At 43.8% G+C, this 19,718-nt stretch carries 18 protein-coding genes and 1 pseudogene; 8 read left to right on the top strand and 11 right to left on the bottom strand.

Annotated elements, in window-relative coordinates; genetic code table 11:
• Positions 1–189: 189 nt before the first annotated feature.
• Positions 190–423: pseudogene (locus F6J99_RS45675) on the top strand (RtcB family protein); the annotation flags it as partial.
• The gene (locus F6J99_RS23810; RefSeq protein WP_365974012.1) at positions 415–2,049 is read left to right on the top strand and encodes an RtcB family protein; all 1,635 of its coding nucleotides are present in this window, start codon (positions 415–417) and stop codon (positions 2,047–2,049) included. The pseudogene F6J99_RS45675 and the gene F6J99_RS23810, both read left to right, overlap by 9 nt.
• Before the next feature lie 174 nt (positions 2,050–2,223).
• On the opposite strand, the gene F6J99_RS23805 is transcribed toward F6J99_RS23810, so the two are convergent.
• From F6J99_RS23805 to F6J99_RS23785, 5 genes are all read right to left on the bottom strand, one after another.
• Positions 2,224–2,952: a hypothetical protein gene (locus tag F6J99_RS23805; protein ID WP_293115920.1), complete on the bottom strand. Its 729-nt coding sequence runs from the start codon at positions 2,950–2,952 to the stop codon at positions 2,224–2,226.
• Between the two features lie 674 nt (positions 2,953–3,626).
• Complete coding sequence (locus F6J99_RS23800; RefSeq protein WP_293115918.1) at positions 3,627–3,812, bottom strand: hypothetical protein; 186 nt, start codon at positions 3,810–3,812, stop codon at positions 3,627–3,629.
• 290 nt (positions 3,813–4,102) lie between these two features.
• The gene (locus tag F6J99_RS23795; protein WP_149030818.1) at positions 4,103–4,765 is read right to left on the bottom strand and encodes a TVP38/TMEM64 family protein; all 663 of its coding nucleotides are present in this window, start codon (positions 4,763–4,765) and stop codon (positions 4,103–4,105) included.
• 131 nt (positions 4,766–4,896) lie between these two features.
• On the bottom strand, positions 4,897–5,595 hold the full coding sequence (locus tag F6J99_RS23790; protein ID WP_293115915.1) for a TVP38/TMEM64 family protein: 699 nt from the start codon (positions 5,593–5,595) through the stop codon (positions 4,897–4,899).
• A gap of 809 nt (positions 5,596–6,404) precedes the next feature.
• Positions 6,405–6,551 carry a hypothetical protein gene (locus F6J99_RS23785; protein WP_293115913.1) on the bottom strand — a complete coding sequence of 49 codons (147 nt, stop codon included), beginning with the start codon at positions 6,549–6,551 and terminating at the stop codon, positions 6,405–6,407.
• A gap of 613 nt (positions 6,552–7,164) precedes the next feature.
• Here F6J99_RS23785 and F6J99_RS23780 point away from each other — a divergent pair.
• The 6 genes from F6J99_RS23780 to F6J99_RS23755 all read left to right on the top strand — a co-directional run bounded on the left by F6J99_RS23780 (position 7,165) and on the right by F6J99_RS23755 (position 14,776).
• Positions 7,165–8,343 carry a mechanosensitive ion channel domain-containing protein gene (locus tag F6J99_RS23780; RefSeq protein WP_293115911.1) on the top strand — a complete coding sequence of 393 codons (1,179 nt, stop codon included), beginning with the start codon at positions 7,165–7,167 and terminating at the stop codon, positions 8,341–8,343.
• Positions 8,344–8,815: 472 nt separating this feature from the next.
• Positions 8,816–10,024, top strand: coding sequence for a mechanosensitive ion channel domain-containing protein (locus tag F6J99_RS23775; RefSeq protein ID WP_293115909.1), 1,209 nt, complete (start codon positions 8,816–8,818; stop codon positions 10,022–10,024).
• A gap of 134 nt (positions 10,025–10,158) precedes the next feature.
• Positions 10,159–10,566 carry a hypothetical protein gene (locus tag F6J99_RS23770; protein WP_293115907.1) on the top strand — a complete coding sequence of 136 codons (408 nt, stop codon included), beginning with the start codon at positions 10,159–10,161 and terminating at the stop codon, positions 10,564–10,566.
• Positions 10,524–11,702 (top strand): mechanosensitive ion channel domain-containing protein, encoded by a 1,179-nt coding sequence (locus F6J99_RS23765; protein WP_293115905.1) that lies wholly within the window; start codon positions 10,524–10,526, stop codon positions 11,700–11,702. Before F6J99_RS23770 ends, F6J99_RS23765 begins: the two co-directional genes overlap by 43 nt.
• 563 nt (positions 11,703–12,265) lie before the next feature.
• Complete coding sequence (locus tag F6J99_RS23760) at positions 12,266–13,252, top strand: mechanosensitive ion channel domain-containing protein (RefSeq protein WP_293115904.1); 987 nt, start codon at positions 12,266–12,268, stop codon at positions 13,250–13,252.
• A gap of 360 nt (positions 13,253–13,612) precedes the next feature.
• Entirely contained in the window at positions 13,613–14,776 is a 1,164-nt protein-coding gene (locus F6J99_RS23755) for a mechanosensitive ion channel domain-containing protein (RefSeq protein ID WP_293115902.1), read from the top strand.
• 193 nt (positions 14,777–14,969) lie between these two features.
• Here the strand turns inward: F6J99_RS23755 and F6J99_RS23750 are convergent, their stop codons facing one another.
• From F6J99_RS23750 to F6J99_RS23725, 6 genes are all read right to left on the bottom strand, one after another.
• Entirely contained in the window at positions 14,970–15,815 is an 846-nt protein-coding gene (locus F6J99_RS23750) for a phosphate ABC transporter ATP-binding protein (RefSeq protein WP_293115900.1), read from the bottom strand.
• Positions 15,816–15,983: 168 nt separating this feature from the next.
• Entirely contained in the window at positions 15,984–16,937 is a 954-nt protein-coding gene (gene pstA / locus F6J99_RS23745) for a phosphate ABC transporter permease PstA (protein WP_293115898.1), read from the bottom strand.
• On the bottom strand, positions 16,930–17,784 hold the full coding sequence (gene pstC / locus F6J99_RS23740) for a phosphate ABC transporter permease subunit PstC (protein WP_293115896.1): 855 nt from the start codon (positions 17,782–17,784) through the stop codon (positions 16,930–16,932). Before pstC ends, pstA begins: the two co-directional genes overlap by 8 nt.
• Positions 17,765–18,619 carry a phosphate ABC transporter substrate-binding protein gene (locus F6J99_RS23735; RefSeq protein ID WP_293115894.1) on the bottom strand — a complete coding sequence of 285 codons (855 nt, stop codon included), beginning with the start codon at positions 18,617–18,619 and terminating at the stop codon, positions 17,765–17,767. The genes pstC and F6J99_RS23735 overlap by 20 nt, the downstream gene beginning before the upstream one ends.
• A 304-nt stretch (positions 18,620–18,923) precedes the next feature.
• Positions 18,924–19,229 carry a metalloregulator ArsR/SmtB family transcription factor gene (locus F6J99_RS23730; protein WP_070391463.1) on the bottom strand — a complete coding sequence of 102 codons (306 nt, stop codon included), beginning with the start codon at positions 19,227–19,229 and terminating at the stop codon, positions 18,924–18,926.
• Positions 19,230–19,309: 80 nt separating this feature from the next.
• Positions 19,310–19,718: DUF3641 domain-containing protein (locus F6J99_RS23725; protein WP_293115891.1), on the bottom strand; the 409-nt coding region annotated here is incomplete at its 5' end.

Genomic DNA, 19,718 nt, shown 5'->3' with positions numbered 1-19,718 from the left:
AGAGTCTGGCTAGGTTTCAGGTGAAGAGTATTTTACCTGGACAGGGGATAGTGTGACAGTTACTAAACTGTCCACAGATTGCTTCAAGAAAACTTGTGATGATCACCTGATCCTTAGATTCAACTTTATGGACAAGTTTGTAGTTATTGTGTATTATGTATGTAATATAAAACAAAGATAATTATTGTTATGCCTTACGAAAAACTAGACCTCTCCACCCCAAAACCTGTGCTGTCTTGGGCGAATCACTCCCTAGCTGCTCAGGAAACCCAAATGGCGAAAAATGTGGCGTCTCTGCCATTTGTGTTTAAGCACGTCGCATTAATGCCAGACGTTCACCTAGGTAAAGGCTCATTAGTTGGCTCTGTAATTGCCACCAAAGATGCCATCCTGCCAGCAGCTGTTGGGGTAGATATTGGTTGTTTTACAGGTGATACCCTCGTTCCCTTGGTTGATGGCAAATCTTACACCCTCGAAGCACTAGCCAGCAGTCAGCGAGAAATTATTGTCTACTCCTGCACACAAACCGGAAAAATTGTCGCAGCTAAGGCTACAGCCAAATTAACCCGCCGTAACCAACTACTCTTAAAGGTCGTTCTCGACAACTCAGAAGAAATTAAATGTACTCCCGATCATCGATTCATGCTCAGGGATGGCAGTTACCGGGAAGCCCGTGACCTCAAACCAGGGACATCCTTGATGCCTTTCTACTCCCAAATCGATAAAGATGGTTACACCTTAATCCAGCAACCCTATTCTGGAAGATGGCAAAAGGCACATGGGATTATCTCTGCCACTGATATCCCTGCCTCTGATATCCCTACCACTGATATCCCTGCCTCTGAATGGTTAGAATCTCAATTGTCAGGAAGAGTACCATCTTTTCCAGGTCATAGAACAGTCATTGACCACCATATTGATCACCATATTGATCACCATAATGTTGATCCTGCCGAGCATCCAAGCTCAAATCTGGTAGGGGGGGCAAATCACAAAGTCGTCAAGATCTTACCACTTCAGGAAAGACAAGATGTCTACTGCCTAACCGTGCCAAAGTATCATAACTTTGCCTTGACCGCTGGTGTGTTTGTTCACAACTGTGGCATGTCTGCCATCAAAACCCCTTTTGTGGCAGACCAATTGGAGGGCAAGCTCAAGAAGATTCGCTTGGAGATTGAAGCAGCTATTCCCGTTGGCTTTAATGAAAACAAAGATATCGAAAAACCAGTAGTAAACTGGCAAGGCTGGCGTGACTTTAAGGAACTTCATCCAGGTGTGCAACGGCTAGATGGAAAATCCATGAAACAGCTGGGTTCCCTTGGTGGTGGCAATCATTTCATTGAATTGTGTCTTGATACCGAAAACCAAGTGTGGCTGATGCTACACTCCGGTTCACGGCATATTGGTAATCAGCTAGCTAAGTGCCACATTAATACTGCTAAAGAATTAGCAAAGCTGGCACATACTAACCTTCCTGACCGAGATTTAGCATACTTTGTGGCAGGAACCCCTGAATTTGCTGCCTACTGGCGGGATTTGCAATGGGCACAAAACTATGCCCGTTACAATCGTGATATCATGATGGCTCGCTTCAAGCGAATTGTTGAAAAACATCTGGCTGGTGGTAAGTCGTTCAAGCCCTTGTTGTCAGTTAACTGCCATCACAACTATGCCGAGAAAGAAATGCATTTCTCCGAAGAGGTTTATGTCACTCGAAAAGGAGCAGTGCGAGCTCGTACGGACGACTATGGTATCATCCCTGGTTCCATGGGGGCAAAGTCTTTCATTGTTAAGGGTAAAGGCAATCATGACAGCTACTGCAGCTGTGCTCATGGTGCTGGTCGTTTGATGTCTCGCACCAAAGCAAAAAAGCAGTTCACCATTGATGATTTAGTTGAGCAAACTAAAGGTGTTGAGTGCCGTAAGGATAAGGACGTTATCGATGAAATCCCAGGTGCTTATAAGCCAATTGATCAAGTGATGGCTAATCAGTCAGATCTAGTTGAGGTAGTGGCAACTCTGAAGCAGGTTGTTTGTGTTAAGGGTTGAAAACTCTTCACCATTACGTAAAAGGCAACAGAAGCATAAACGTTTCTGTTGCCTTTTATCTGTTGTAATCTCCCAAAAAATAGATATCTACAGACATCAGCCATTGTGGTGAAGGTTTATTACGCAATTCAACATATCTGTTGTAGTTGGCTTCCATTACAGGTGACTATTTCCTTAGGATTTAGAGCGGGATTTTATGGTGAGAATCACCAAATCTACCTCTCGGTCAAACCTTAAGTGAATCTGATAGTTTTTTTGTTCCGTGATTAATAAACTTTTCTGGTTTTCACTAAGTTCTTTCAACCCATAGTTAATCCAAGCCATACCATTTTCCCATTCCGGTGATACTACCCTAATGAATAATCCTAAAAGTAAAGCAGCTTGGCTTTCATGAGAGTATTTATAGGGAATTTTAGTGGCGATCGAGGCTTGAGTTATATTGTTAACATTTCCCAGAATATTAATTAATACTGTACCTCCCGTATTGTTGCCTATCAAATTAATTTGATTATGAATAGTTTCTCCCTGGTTAAAGGTAAAACCAATGGCCTCAAAACCAGGCTTTATTTTGTCTATACCTATACCTAGTCCATTTTCTTCATATTCAGTGATAATAGGAAGCATGAGTTGATTGATCATTGACGCTTTATCTACTAGTTGTTCAGAACTAGTTTTAGCAACACTTGATAAGGATTTTTTGCGCTCTGACGTGTCGTTGAACCAACTAATTATTGATTCTATTGGATTAACAATAATTTTTGATGAATCCGTTAATCGAAAATTGTTGTTTTCCATTAACACGCTGATTACTCCTACGATAATTACTAGAGAAGGTAACAGGCAAAAAGTAATAATTAACGATTGTCCATTGAACCAATTTTTAGAATACTGTTCTTTAGTCATTTCCTGCCAATCTCAAAGTCGCCAATGGTGGATATTTGATTATCAATAGACCTAGGGGTAAAAACGATTCTGGAAGCGTTACCCCACTTAACCTTAAACCTAATTTTTACGCCTATATCTAAGGTCGGATAGAGATAGTTATTCGGGTATATATCATCGGTAACTGATAATAGGTAATTGCCAATTTCCAATTGAGGATCATACTATTGCTGCCCTTAAACAACACTTGTATATCGTAATTACCTATTACTTATTACCTATTACCTATTCCCCATGAGCTATTAACAGACACTTATCTCTATCAACATGCATAGAAAATTAGTGAGTATTTGGTTGAGATGTTCTTGGAGTCAATCACGGAGTTTAATCGCACATTGTGAAAAACTTGGGAAGGCTAACCCTAGTATTGTATAGTAGTTCTTCTCCAAAATGTGAAAGTTTGGTGAAGAACACTTGGTGAAAAACACTTTGAGGTGCGACCCTAGGCCGCGAGCAATCCCTCGCGGCCTAGGAGGCGCTCACCTTAAGTGTCTTGCTATACAAAACGAATGGCAAGCACTCACCTTCGGTATCACCGGACTTGTGAAAACTTAACGTTTTAAAAATTAAGGTAAAAACTTTAACTAGTAAAGTTTAAGTTAAACGGGACTACTGACAGAACCTTCCTTTTCCCCTTACCTCAGCGATGCAGCAAGGGAACAGGGGAGGCAGCGCGGTCTTGGGGGTTTCCACGGGGCTGGAGAGCGATGCAGCTTCGGAACAGGGGGTTTCCCCCACTCGCGCTTTGCATCAAGACAGGTGCGGACGCAGGTTCCGCACACAGACCCAAAACCATGAGCGACTGCCGTGGTTTCCCCCACTCGCGCTTTGCATCAAGACAGGGAAAAGATGAGGGGTTACACCCTTCATATTAACAAATTTAACAGATTCCCGTAAATCCCTGTTTTGTTCTTTACTGGTCTTACGGATACGCTTCAGGAAAAGCCTAGCAAGTGGGGGTAGTTGATCAGAAAATTTTTTTCCCTATTGACCCACTCATACCAGGTTGCTTTCTTGCCATGGTACTTCCTGGGATTGATAGGGGAGATAGGGAGGATGGGAAAGATCGGAAAATGAGGAGAATGGGAAAGGAGAATGGCCAACAGGAAGACTATTTCTTTTTTCGCTTTGCCAACAGTGGCAAGGCAGACAGTATACCTAGGAAACTGAGTGCTAGGAAAAATGGTAAGCGATCGCCTCCTTGCAAAGCTGCCCCCCCAGTGACTCCCAGCCAAGTATAAGCGAGGGTACCAGGAATAATCCCAAAGAAAGTGCCAAGGGTATACTCTACCGAGCTAATCGGGGTTAGACCAAACAAGAAATTCACTACATTAAACGGAGAAATGGGGGCAAAGCGTACTGCTAAAACAAACATTAGGGGTGTTTGCATCACTGCTTGATTGAAGCTGACCAATGCTTTATGATGCCTGAACTTGTATTCAACCCAATCTCGCAATAGGTAACGCGCTACCCAAAATGCTCCCAATGCGCCTAAGGTTGCTCCGATCACAGACCAGAAGGTACCCCAAACTAAACCAAACACTGTACCACCAGCGATAGTCAGTACTGTGCCAGGAATTCCTAAAACCGTTGCCAGAGCATAAACCAGGATAAATAAACAGATTGCCCAATGGCCTAATCCTTGCAACTGTTGCACTAGGAACCTCTGGTTAAATAAGGCTCTTACAGGAGTCGAGTAACACAATAGCACCAAAATAAATAGCGCGATCGCTAACCAAAGGCTTCGTCTTTTGAGTAATCTGTTCAATCTCATCAATCTTCTACCTTAATCACCTTAAATTCTTAGGACTTAGGGTCAGGACTTAGGCAAAACTCGACTTTTATTCGCTTTTATATTCGCCCTGATGGTCTAGGGTCTGTTATTAACACACCCGACAAATAGAGTTATTGCCCAAGTCTTGATTGTTTCCAAAGTAGGGGAGTGGTAGATAGCACCGCTAATACAACTAGTGCTCCGATCAGTTGCCAGGGGGGACTACCGCTGATAGCTTCCAGACCACTGCGACCTAACCAAGCATAGGCAAAGGTAGCCGGGATAATTCCCACTGCGGTGGCTATCACATAAGTGGGTAGAGGAATTGGTGTTAAGCCAAACAAATAGTTCACGGCATTGAATGGAAAAATTGGCGCGAGGCGAATGGAGAGCACAAACCAAAAACCATTTTTCTCAATTCCCTCACTGAGTTGCTCCAAACGAGAGTCCTGAAACTTATACTTAACCCAATCACCAGCAACAAAGCGAGCAATCATAAACGCAGCCGTTGCTCCCAAAGTAGCACCAATCACAGTCCACAAAGTCCCGAGCATTAGTCCAAACAGAGCACCAGCCGAAAAGGTTAAAATCGCATCAGGAACAGCTAGTACTGTGGCAACAATATAAATTAGAATGTACCCCAGTGGTCCAAAAATACCCATGCTTTCCTGAAGCCATCTCAGATTTTCCAGCTTCAGCCAAGACCCAACCGGCGTAAATAGCAAAATTAAGGCAGCTGTCACTAGAACTATTGCCCCAATCCCTAACCTTAGTCCTAGCTGTATCTTGGACTGGGGCAGATTTTGAGATGTCGAGGATGAAACTTTCATGAGCTGGTTAAAAAGTAATTGGTAATTGGTGATTTTGAAATAGGGTGATTTTTAAATAGCATTAGTTTTAGAATTAAAAAATAATTAGTAATCGAATTATATCACATCCTCTATCAATCGTTCCCATATTTATTAACAGTAACGCTATTATTAACGTCCAAATTTTATAAGTTTTAGAGGGGGTTAATCGTCAGTTTTAACTGCTCATTCATTTCTAGATATTTTCAGTATACATGAATCTATTAAATCCTAGGTTAATGAGTTTTCACTGAGAATAGCCTTAATCAATAAGTAGCTAGTTTAGGAAATCAGGGAATCAGTGTAAATCATACAGATAGAACTTATGCAAAAGTGCAAAAGTCTGTGATAGCAAGTTGCTTTCTGGTGATGTTACTTGCTGATCACAAGCTGATCCCCCTGATCCCCCTCATATCAAGTCCGGTTTAATACCCATCATAAAAGTGTGGGGCTCCGGAGATGGGGAGATGAGGAGATCGGGAGATCGGGAGATCGGGAGATGGGGAGATGGGGAGATCGGGAGATGGGGAGATCGGGAGATGGGGAGATCGGGAGATGGGGAGATCGGGAGATAGGCTAGCAATAGAACAAATCAATAGGGTATTGTTTTCGCCATCTACATAAGAGAATTTAGATTAATTTTAGAAATAGGGTACCCATATCACAAGTAGAACATGCTAGTATTATGTCCGTCTTTACGAGATGACTATAAACTAGTCATTCTGGGAGGTCTAGCAAATGATCAAGTTTTAGTTTCAAGTTTAAGTAGCCGTTTATCGGTAATTAATTGTTTACAAGTTTGGTTGAGGTGCGACCCGTGGCGAATTTAATTCGCCTAGGGATGCAGAGGTGCGACCCGTGGCGAATTTAATTCTTAATGCGGAAAAAGCACCATTACGGTCTTGGGGAGGCAGCGCGGTCTTGGGGGTTTCCCCCATGAGCGACTGCCGTTCCCCCAGCGACTGCATCAAGACAAGGAAAGCGCACCTAAGACAAGTCTGGCCAAGCAGGAGTAAATAGCTTGTCTTGATGCTTGTCTTGATGAAAAGCGCGAGTGGGGGGGGAAGCCCCTCAGGTTGGTGCATCCGTCGCTATTCGAGATCTCGGCATCAGCTCCTGGCAAGACCCTGGAAACTATGGGCACAGGACTTTTGATTCTACAAGCCCATGGCTCTAATCAACCCAAACTGGGCAGTTGATTGATTGCAGTTGATTCGCGATCGCCAAAGCAATAGCTAGTAATGCATCCCTATTTCCGCCGTCTTTTACTAGCTAATACGTTTCGGTAAAATCCAGTGTTGATTGACCGAATAGTTTTCCTACAAACAGATATTAAAGGTTTAAAACTGGCTCCTAGGGTGCTGGGGAAACCGCCAATTGCTCTCAATCATGTTTGCCGCTCACAATCCCAAATTGCATACCCACCACTATTGGGTAAATTTGCAACTTATAGTAAAATCAATTCACCAATCGATTGGCCATCGACTTGTCATCGACTTGCCATTTAACTAGGCAGATATCGATCTATGCTGTTGTATTTTCCTAAAAACTATGGAAAACCTTAAGACTACATTCAACAATACAATCAACGTAATCAAAGAAAGGATCTTTGATACGGACTTCAAACTCGCCAACATCCCTGTTTCCACAATAGCTATTGTGGTGCTCATCCTCATCTTAACCCAGATATTGCGAGGCTTGTTCACTGCCATAATCATTAACAGAATCGAGCGTCTAACTAGCGGTACAGAAACTACCCTAGACGATGAGTTCATTAAGATTCTTAGGCGACCATTAGGCTGGCTAATTTGGCTGGCTGGACTATGGCTAGTATATCTAGTTGTGGGCACTCATCTTACTCCTGCACAGAATGAGAAAATCCCCGAGATTCTGTTTGTGAGTGCTCTGTTCATTGCCACCTATATTCTGTACCGTGCTGCTCCACTACTGGGAGAGCTTCTAGCCGGATTGGCGGCCAACACTGAAACTGAGCTAGACGATTTGTTCGTGCCCTACTTTCCAAGGCTTTTTCAGATCGCAGCAGTGATGATTGCGGCCATTAAAGCCAGTGAGATTTTGTTGGGGGCATCTGCTGGTGCACTGATCGGTCTACTCGGTGGTGCAGGTGTCGCCTTAGGTTTGTTATTCAAAGACATTATCTATGACTGGTGTTGTACGGTGATTATCTACGCTGATGGTCTCTATAAACCCGGTGATGATGTAATGGTGGACGGAATAAGTGGTTTTGTTGAGATACTCAGTATTGGTCTGAGAAGTACAACACTTCGTATTAATATTTGGGGTTCTATCAAAAAAATTCCCAATTCTCAAATGATTGCTGGAGTTGTGGAAAATTACTCACGGAAGATTGGCGAAACGTTGGAGTGGGGCATAAATTTCAATCTGAAAGTTGATGGAATTTCAGCGAAGCAAACTACCAGAATTTGTCAGGCTATTAAAGAAAGCATTCCGAGTATCGATGGCTTGCATAAGCAGAAAATGGTAGTTTTATTTTCCCACATTGAAGAGAATGCTCGTGTGATTATGATTAGGGTATTTGTTATTGAACCCGACCTATACTTTGATGCCCTGCAAAACTTGAATATATCTATATTAGAAATCCTGGAAAAAGAAGAGATTGATCACCTGCATATTGAGCTGGAAAAGCAACTTGAAGACTACAAACAAAGGAAGGGAAATTTAGTTAGTGAGATGATATCTAAATCTTAGCAATGCTTTGAACAAGGCATGCAGCACTGGCTCCTTTCGAAGATGCATCGCTTTTAGGTGCGCGCCCGTTCGCGCCCCGCGTCGGCTTTGCCTCAAGGTGCGACCCAAGGGCGATTTACTCGCCCGCTTAAGGCGCCAACCAAAGCGCGAATTTAATTCTTAATGGTAAGAGCGCACCTTTGAAATTAGACAAAAATTTTAATAAAATTCCTGCGCCCAGGCCAGACACTCCCCGCGCCTGGGCCCCTTCTTTTTTACAAATATCAGATGCACCCGATATATTCAACGTTTCAAACTGGCTCCTAGGGTGCTGCCCAAACGGGCAATTGCTCGAAATCCTGTTTATTACATACCTAGCAGGATTCGCTAAATTCCCCACTTATAGTAAAATCGTTTCGCCAATCGATTTGCCATCGACTTGCCATTTAGCTAGGCACAGGTCGATCTATGTTAGTGTATTTTGGTCGAAACTATGGAAAACCTTCAGGGTACATTCAACACTACAATCAACATAATCACAGAAAGGATCTTTGAATCCGACTTCCAGCTCGCCAACATTCCTGTTTCCACGATAGTTATTGTGCTGCTCATCCTCCTGCTCACCCAGATATTGCGAGGCTTGTTCACTTCAATAATCATTCACAGACTCGAGCTGATAACTAGCCGTACAGAAACTACCCTAGACGATCAGTTCATTAGCATTCTTAAGCAACCATTAGGCTGGCTAATTTGGATCGCTGGACTATGGCTAGTCTATCTAGTTGTGGCAACCCATCTTAGTCCTGAACAGAATCAGAAAATCCCCGAGATTCTCTCTGTGAGCGCTCTGTTCATTGTCACGTATATTATTTACCGTGCTGCTCCACTATTGGGGGAGCTTCTAGCCGGATTGGCGGCAAAAACTGAAACTGAACTCGACGATTTGTTAGTGCCCTACTTTCCAAGGCTTTTTCAGATCGCAGCAATCCTGATTGCGGCCAGCAAAGCCAGTGAGATTTTGTTGGGGGCATCTGCTGGTGCACTGATCGGTCTACTGGGTGGCGCAGGCGTCGCCTTAGGTTTGTTATTAAAAGACATTATCTATGACTGGTTTTGTACAGTGGTAATCTATGCTGATGGTCTCTATAGACCCGGTGACTGGGTAGAATTGGACGGAATAAATGGTTTTGTTGAGATACTCAGTATTGGTCTGAGAAGTACAAAGGTTCGTCTTATTACTGTTGGTGGTACCAAAAAAGTTCCCAATTCTAAAATGATTGGTGGAGTTGTGGTCAATTATTGGTCACATAATCCTGGGGATACGTTGGAGTTGGGAGCCATAAATTTAACTCTGAAAATAGATGGTATTTCAGCGGTACAAACTACCCAACTTTGTCAGGCTATTAAAGCCAAGATCACCTCTATTGATGGATTGCACAAGCAAAAAATGTTCGTTTTATTATCCAGCATTGAAGAGAATGCTCGTGTGATTCTAGTTAGGGTATTTGTGATTGATAGAAAACTCTATTTTGCTGCCATGAATGACTTGAACATAGCCATATTAGAAATCCTCCAGAAAGAGGAGATTGATCACCTGCATGTTTATCTTAGAAAGGAACTCCAAGACTACAAACAGCTGAAGGAAAATTTAGTTAGTGAGGTGAAGGGAAATTTAGTTAGTGAAGTGGCATATAAATCCTAGCAATCCTTTGAACAAGCGATGCAGCGAGGCTGCATCGCTATTTGAGATCTAGGCATCTGGTCTTGGCACGACCCTGGGAACTATCGGCACAAGGGATTTGCTTAATAATGGAATGATTTGAATAGTTTTGTGGAATGAGCATCTTGCTGTCTAACAAGCATCTTACTGTGGAACGGGCATCTTGCTGTCTAACAAGCATCTTACTGTGGAACGGGCATCTTGCTGTGGAACGGGCATCTTGCTGTGGAACGGGCATCTTGCTGTGGAACGGGCATCTTGCTGTGGAACGGGCATCTTGCCCGTTACAATTCCCGGGCAGGCAGGATGCCCACCCCACTCATATTCCTTCGAAGATTCAGCAATGCCAGCACTATTGGGTCAATTCGCAACTTAGTCAATTCCCCACTTATAGTAAAATCATTCCACCAATAGACTTGCCATCGACTTGCCATTTAACTAGGCACAGGTGGATCTATGCTGTTGTATTTTCGTCGAAACTATGGAAAACCTTCAGGGTACATTCAACAATACAATCAACCTAATCAAAGCAAGGATCTTTGATACCGACTTCAAACTCGCCAACATTCCTGTTGCCACGATAGTTATTGTGGTGCTCATCCTCGTCCTTACCCAGATATTGCGAGGTTTGTTCACTTCAATAATCATTGACAGACTCGAGCGTCTCACTAGCCGAACAACAACCACCCTAGACTATGAGTTAATTAGAATTCTTAAGCAACCATTAGGCTGGCTAATTTGGCTGGCTGGACTATGGGTAGTACATCTAGTTGTGGGCACCCATCTTACTCCTGCACAGAATGAGAAAATCCCCGAGATTCTGTTTGTGACTGCTCTGTTCATTGCCACCTATATTCTTTACCGTGCTGCTCCACTACTGGGAGAGCTGCTAGCGGGATTGGCGGCCAACACTGAAACTGAGCTAGACGATTTGTTCGTGCCCTACTTCCCAAGGCTTTTTCAGATCGCAGCAGTGATGATTGCGGCCATTAAAGCCAGTGAGATTTTGTTGGGGGCATCTGCTGGTGCACTGATCGGTCTACTCGGTGGCGCAGGTGTCGCCTTAGGTTTGTTATTCAAAGACATTATCTATGACTGGTGTTGTACGGTGATTATCTACGCTGATGGTCTCTATAAACCCGGTGAATTTGTAGTCGTGGACGGAGTAAGTGGTTTTGTTGAAATACGAAGTATTGGTCTGAGAAGTACAACACTTCGTATTTGTAGTTGGGGTTCTATCAAAAAAGTTCCCAATTCTCAAATGATTGCTGGAGTTGTAGAAAATTGGTCACGGAAGACTGGCAAAACCTTGGAGTGGGGCATAAATTTCAATCTGAAAATTGATGGGATTTCAGCGGAGCAAACTCTCCGAATTTGTCAGGCTATTAAAGAAAAAATTCCCACTATCGATGGCTTGCACAAGCAGAAAATGGTAGTGTTATTTTCCCACATTGAAGAGAATGCTCGTGTGATTATGATTAGGGTATTTGTGGTTGAACCCGACCTCTACGTTGATGCCAAGCAAGACTTGAACATAGCTATCTTAGAAATCCTGGAGAAAGAGCAGATTGATCACCTGCATATTGAGCTGGAAAAGCAACTTGAAGACTACAAACAGATGAAGGCAAATTTAGTTAGTGAGGTGATATCTAAATCCTAGCCATCCTTTGAACAAGCGATGCAGCACTGGATCCCTTCGAAGCTGCATCGCTTTTAGGTGCGACAATAAGCGCGAATTTAATTCTTAATGGTAAGAGCGCACCTTTGAAATTAGGCAAAAATTCTAATAAAATTCCTGCGCCCAGGCCGGAGACTCCCCGCGCCCGGGCCCCTTCTTTTTTACAAATATTCAGATGCACCCCAGATAGTAAACCTTTCAAACTGGCTCCTAGGGTGCTGCCCAAACGGGCAATTACTCTAAATCATATTTATTGCATACCTAGCACTATTCGGTAAATTCGCCACTTATAGTAAAATCATTCCACCAAGAGACTTGCCATCGACTTGCCATTTAAGTAAGCACAGGTCGATCTCTGTTAGTGTATTTTGGTCGAAACTATGGAAAACCTTAAGAGTACAATCAACAGTACAATAAACCTAATCAAAGACAGGATCTTTGATACCGACTTCAAGGTCCCCAACATTCCTGTTTCGACGATAGTTATTGTGGTGCTCATCCTCCTCCTCACCCATATATTGCGAGGCTTGTTCACTTCAATAATCATGGACAGACTCGAGCTGATAACTAGCCGTACAAAAACCACCCTAGACGATGAGTTCATTAGGATTCTTAGGCGACCATTAGGCTGGCTAATTTGGATCGGTGGACTATGGCTAGTACATCTAGTTGTGGCCACCCATCTTAGTGATACACAGAATCAGAAAATCCCCGAGATTCTCTTTCTGAGCGTTCTGTTCATTGCCACCTATATTCTTTACCGTGCTGCTCCACTATTGGGAGAGCTTCTAGCCGGATTGGCGGCAAAAACTGAAACTGAACTCGACGATTTGTTCGTCCCCTACTTTCCAAGGCTTTTTCAGACAGCAGCAATCGTGATTGCTGCCATTAAAGCCAGTGAGATTGTGTTGGGGGCATCTGCTGGGGCACTGATCGGTCTACTCGGTGGCGCAGGTGTCGCCTTAGGTTTGTTATTAAAAGACATTGTCTATGACTGGTTTTGTACAGTGATTATCTACGCTGATGGTCTCTATAGACCCGGTGACTGGGTAGAATTGGACGGAATAAATGGTTTTGTTGAGATACTCAGTATTGGTCTGAGAAGTACCAAGGTTCGTATTATTAATTTGGGTGGTACCAAAAAAGTTCCCAATTCTAAAATGATTGGTGGAGTTGTGGTTAATTATTGGTCACATAATCCTGGGGATACGTTGGAGTTGGGAGCCATAAATTTAACTCTGAAAATAGATGGTATTTCAGCGGATGAAACTACCCGACTTTGTCAGGCTATTAAAGCAAAAATTCCGACTATCGATGGATTGCACAAGCAGGAAATGTTCGTTTTATTATCCAGCATTGAAGAGAATGCTCGTGTGATCCTAGTTAGGGCATTTAGTATTGATAAAAAACTCTACTTTGCTGCCATCAATGACTTGAACATAGCCATATTACAAATCCTCCAGAAACAGGAGATTGATCACCTGCATGTTGAGCTTAAAAAAGACCTAAAAGACTACAAACAGCTGAACTAAAATTTAGTTAGTGAGGTAACATATAAATGCTAGCAATCCTTTGAATAAGCGATGCAGCTTCGGAACAGATAAAGTCCCCCATGAAGGCGCACCCGTCGCTATTTCTGCCGTCTTGTACTAGCTAATACTTTTCGGTAAATTCCCGAGTTGATTGACCGAATACGTATCCTCCAAACAGATATTAAACGTTTCAAACTGGCTCCTAGGGTGCTGGGCAAACGATCAATTGCTCTAAATCCTGTTGATTGCATACCTAGGAGTATTGGTTAAATTCGCAACTTATAGTAAAATTACTCCACCAAGAGACTTGCCATCGACTTGCCATTGAACTAAGCACAGGTCGATCTCTGTTAGTGTATTTTGGTTGAAACTATGGAAAACCTTAAGACTACATTCAACAGTACAATCAACCTAATCAAAGAAAAGATCTTTGAGTCCGACTTCCAGCTCCCCAACATTCCTGTTGCCACGATAGTTATTGTGGTGCTCATCCTCCTCTTCACCCATATATTGCGAGGCTTTTTCACTTCAATAATCATTCACAGACTCGAGCGTCTGACTAGCGGTACAGAAACCACCCTAGACAATGAGTTCATTAGGATTCTTAGGACACCATTAGGCTGGCTAATTTGGATCGCTGGACTATGGCTAGTACATCTAGTTGTGGCCACCCATCTTAGTGATACACAGAATCAGAAAATCCCCGAGATTCTGTTTGTGAGCGTTCTGTTCATTGCCACCTATATTCTGTACCGTGCTGCTCCACTATTGGGGGAGCTTCTAGCCGGATTAGCGGCACACACTGAGACTGAACTCGACGATTTGTTCGTCCCCTACTTCCCAAAGCTTTTTCAAATCGCAGCAATCCTGATTGCTGCTATTAAAGCCAGTGAAATTTTGTTGGGGGCATCTGCCGGTGCACTGATCGGTCTACTCGGTGGCGCAGGTGTCGCCTTAGGTTTGTTATTCAAAGACATTGTCTATGACTGGTGTTGTACGGTGATTATCTACGCTGATGGTCTCTATAAACCCGGTGACGTGATAGTATTGGACGGAGTAAGTGGTAGGGTTAAGATACTTAATATTGGTCTGAGAAGTACAAGGCTTCTTATTACTGAGTGGGGTTATATCAAAAAACTTCCCAATTCTCAAATGATTTCTGGAATTTTTGCAAATTGGTCAGATAAGACTGGCGATACGGTTCAGTGGGGCATAAATTTAACTCTAAAAATTGATGGGATTTCCGCTGAGCAAACTAGGCGAATTTGTCAGGCTATTAAAGAAAATGTTACCTCTATCGATGGCTTGAACAAGGAGAAAGTTTTAGTTGTATTTTCCCGCCTTGAACAGAATGCTCGTGTGATTAAAATTAGGGTATTTGTGATTGAGCCTAAGCTCTACTATGATGTCCAGAGCAAGTTGAATCTAGCCATATTAGAAATCCTGGAAAACGAGGAGATTAATCAACTCCATGTTTCTCTGAGAAAGGAACTTAACTGGTTGCCTGACACCAGTATGAATTAGGGTAAGCAATCAGCTATCAGCAATCAGCAATCAGCAATCAGCAATCAGCAATCAGCTATCAGCAATCAGCAATCAGCAATCAGCTTTTGAATAAAATAAGCTGACGGCTGACCACTGACGGCTGACGGCTGTTCGCGCAGCGTGCGCGTAGCGCATATGCTTAAGGGAATTCGGACCAGGGAAGAGCACAGCTTTATCCTCTAATTCCATTGACATAGGCAGCTGTCAAGGCTTGTTGAGGTGATTCAAAAATCTGCTCCACACAGCCGTATTCAATCAATCGCCCCACTGCTTCCTTAACCCAGAAGACGGCAGTATAGTCAGCAATTCGTCTGGCTTGAGCTAGGTTGTGGGTAACAATCACTAGGGTGTAGCGTCCCCTGAGCCTAGCTATCAAGTCTTCGACCACACCGCTGGATATGGGATCCAGGGCACTACAGGGTTCATCTAACAGGAGTACTTCCGGTTGCAATACCAAGGCACGGGCAATGCACAGGCGCTGCTTTTGACCACCAGACAGAGCAAGAGCCGAGGTGTGGAGTCGGTCTTTTACTTCATGCCACAAACCAACATCCCGGAGTGCGGTTTCGATGAGCTCAGCAATGTTATCCCGGTTTTTAACACCATGTTCCCGCAACGGAAAGGCCAGATTCTTCCAGATTGAGAAGGGGAAGGGACTCGGCTTTTGGAAAATCATTCCAACACGACGGCGAAGTGCAATTAGCTCCATAGCACCACGCTTTGCGATCGCATCCATCCGAGGACTCAGCACATCCAGGGAACCAATGCGAATCCTACCTGTTACTTTAGCATTAGGAATTAAATCTGTCAAGCGGTTGAGGCAACTTAAAAAACTAGTTTTTCCACAACCAGACGGTCCCACTAGTGCGGTAATCGAACCTTTATAAATTGGCAACGATACATCAGCAAAGGCCGGTTTTGTACCGTAATGTAAACATAGCCGATCGGTCTGAATCAATGGGTCGTTTATAGACTGGCTTACCGGTAATCGCTCAATTGTTTCTAAAGGGTTAACCATTGTTTTTGGTAATTGTTAATGTGAATTGTTAATTAGTAATTAGGTAAGCCGTCAGCAATCAGCTGATAGCGTTTATTGAATTTATGAGGTACAGTTATAAACCTCAAAGTCCACCTTTTTAAGGGGGATTTAGGGGGATCACTTTGTACCTCATGGGAGATATAATTGCTATATTTTATTCAAAAAGCTGATTGCTGATTGCTGATTGCTGATTGCTGATTGCTTATAAACAGACTCCACTCTCCGATGCAACCAATAGTTAGTGATCGATGCTGCTGTACCATTAATCAGCAACAACAACACTAGCAACACTAAAGCTGAGGCATAAGCATTAGCATTTCCCCCTGTTACATTCATCGACAAATCAAAAATATGAATCGACAGCGATCGCCCAGAATCCAGCAAAGACTCTGGCATCCGATCCACATAACCACTAGTAAAGATCAGTGCTGCAGTTTCAGCGATCGCTCGCCCTATCCCTAACACTAATCCCACCACTAGTCCCGGTGCTGCGGCTGGTAACAGCAAATTCCAGAGAGTGGTAGTGCGGGATAAACCAAGGGCAGTGGCAGAAAGCCGATAATCATCACTAACGGCGCGAAACCCTTCCTCTGTTGATCGAATTAGGATTGGCAACACCATACAGGCTAATGTCAACCCCCCAGACAAAATCGAAAAGCCTAGCCCTAGGGTTTTGCAGAAAAAAGCATTGCCAAATAGTCCAAACACAATCGACGGTACTCCTGCTAGCACATCTAAGCTACGACGAACCAGACGCCCAAAAATACTGTTAGTATCTGTGAACTCAGCTAGCAGTATTGCTGTCCCTACTCCAATCGGAACCGAAACGGTCATACATACACCTAAAATTAGGAGAGTGGAAACCAGAATTGGAGCAATCCCTCCTTCCCGTCCAGCATTCTTTGGTGCAGTAGTCAGGAATTCCCAGTTAATTTGTCCGACACCGTGCCAGACGATATCACTCAAAATCCAGAGGAATACAGCAGTTACGAACAGTGCGATCGCCCAAATCATCACTGTTGAAGCTTGTAGGTTGGAGGTTAGAGGTTGCAAGTTGTCGGTTGTGGCTTTTGGCTTGGTTTTCAGAGGATTCTTACTCATAAATTCCTTCCTTGCTGATGATTTCTGCAATTGCTACCAGTACCAAAATTATTGCCATCAGCAGCAAGCCACTGACAAAAAGTGCTGAGCGGTGATTGCCCATAGCGTAAGCCATTTCCAAGGCGATATTGGCAGTAAGAGTTCGCATCGGCTCAAATAAGCTTTTGGGAGTTTGCACCACATTGCCACACACCATCAGCACCGCCATAGTTTCTCCAATCGCCCGTCCTGTTCCTAAAATCAAGCCAGTAAACAGCCCCGACTTAGCAGCCGGAAACACAACACCTCTGACTGTTGCCCAGCGGGATAGTCCCAGGGCTGCTGATCCCTGTAGGTATTCTGGGGGGACTTTCGCAAAGCTAGCGTCTGCGGTCAGAGCAATAGTTGGCAAAATCATCAGGGTCAGAATCGCAATTCCAGCTAGGAGACTGGCTCCTGGTGGCTGAAACCGTCCAATTAGGGGAACTAGCTCCACCAAACCCCAGAAGCCGTAAACAACTGAGGGCATCCCTGCCAACAATTCAATTAGCCGTCGATAAAGTCCAGCCATCGGTGGAGGTGCGTAATACTGACAAAAGACTGCAGATAGAATTCCCAGGGGTGTAGCCACTACCATCGCCCCAGCGGTGACCAACAGGGTGCCCCAAAGCATCGGGGTGAAGTTGTACAGAGTCTCAGCAGGATGCCAGGATGGATCGGTAAAAAAGGGGAGTAATCCCACTTCTCCCAATACTGGCAAGGCTTCCGTGATTAGGAACACAACAATCAGCACCACGATAGCACCAGCCACCACAGCACAGCCTTGTAGGGTCGAGATTAGGAGAGTATCACTCCGAGAGGGGGACAAAGTTTTGCTCTTTAACAATGTCTTGTACCTTTTGCGATCGCGAAAACTCAATAAATGCTTTATCTAACCCAACCGGAATAGTTTTGGTAACTAACGTCAGGGAACGAGATAGGGGAAATGTGCCGTTTTGAACATTTTCTGTGGTTGCCGCTATTCCAGCAACGGGCAGTAATTTAATCGGAACATCCTGTTTGCTGCTATATTCTGCTGTGCCAATGGAGACATAACCAATCCCATTAGGATTACCCGCTACTGTTTTAATCCCCTGCTCATTATCCCCAATCACCACATCTGCCTTAATCTCACTATTTTTCAGCTGGAAGTACTTCAGAAATAACTCCAAGGTAGAGCGTCCCTCAGCTTTGTTGACTACTGTAATTGGTGCCTTCTTGCCTCCCACATCCTGCCAGTTATCAATTTTGCCCTGATAGATATCCACAATCTGTTGATTACTCAGGGATTGCACCGGATTAGTTTTATGGACGATAATGCCAATTCCATCACTAGCGATCGCAAACCCTTGCAGATCTTTCTCGCTTTGCTTAAGGTCACGAGACACCATCCCAATATCAGCGACTCCTTGGCGAGCATCTGCAATACCGCGAGACGAGCCTCCTGTCTGCACATCCACCCGTACACCAGGATTTTCTGATTCAAAACGCTTGCCAATTTCCGATGCCAGGGGGGCTACTGTACTAGAACCGGTTAAAACCAACTTACCCTGCAACTGATCTGTTGATTGGGTAGCTACTTCTGGAGATTGGGCACAGGATTGTAGCCAAAAGCAAGCTACTAAACCCATAGACATTGATGCCAGTGTTGTTAAATTTTTCATCAATCATCAGTCATCTTATCTAGAAACTAGTGAGAGTGCTCAGCTAAGCATTAAGCGATCAGCTGTCAGCCGTCAGCTAATCAACGGTCGGTAGTCAAAAAGCTGGGGGATGCTGCTACGGATGGTTGAAAATCCCTGCAAGTTTTACTCATCCGAACCCGTGCAGTTAAAGCGCCTGCTACCAGCTCAAGTACCGTGGCACAGGCTTCTAGCCTGTGATGCGCATTAGCTGACGGCTGAACGCGCACGCACCTCAAGTAGCGCATATGCTTACCTCAAAACTGAGCCCTTACTCAGCACTTTGTTAATCAAAACATAGGCAACAACATCCCAAATCAATTGCTCTACTACCATTTCCTTGCCGAATGGTTAGCGAACACTGATAAAGCACAGCCTTACCATCTCGCGTCGCCCTCACAAATCCCTCATCCCGCAAAACTCTGAGATGATGGGATAGCAGGCTTTGCTCTATTCCCAACACAGCCTTGAGCTCCCCAACATGCTTTGGTCCTTCCATCAGGATTTGCATAACAGTTAGACGAGTGTTGTCCGCTAAAACTTTCAGCTTACGGACACAGAAGGTTTGAGATGATGGACTTTTTAAGTTCATAATTCAGCACTTGTCAGCAGTTGAATTATCATTAATATGAAAATCCATTCATATTATAATCAAAAAAAACTCTGATTGGATCAAATTAAAGCACCACCACAACTAGAACCAGACCCTGCTGTACAGCCATAGCAATAGGAAGCAGTGCGAATTTCCTCAATTATGTCTAAACTTCCTGCTTCGATCAGTTTACTAACTGTCAACCTTTCTCCAGTGCCAGACGTTGCTGCTACATTTTCCATCTGATTAAAATCGCAATCGTAGACATTACCCAGATAGTCAATAGACAGTTCATTGCGACACATCAAATGCTCCACCGTACTGGCATTGAAACTATTTTCTAGAAACACCATATAGGGAGCATATAGCTTGGTGCGTTGTAAATGAAACTTTGTTCTACCAACGGGGATATTGGTAATTGTAAATAGCTGGTTGAATTCAATATCAAACTGTTCTTTTAGGAACAGTTTATAATCCTGCTCCAACTTA

The organism is Moorena sp. SIO4G3, assembly GCF_010692305.1.
Classification (GTDB): Bacteria; Cyanobacteriota; Cyanobacteriia; order Cyanobacteriales; family Coleofasciculaceae; genus Moorena; species Moorena producens_A.
The sequence above is the reverse complement of the archived record's forward strand: the minus strand, read 5'-3'. Positions and strand labels throughout refer to the sequence as shown.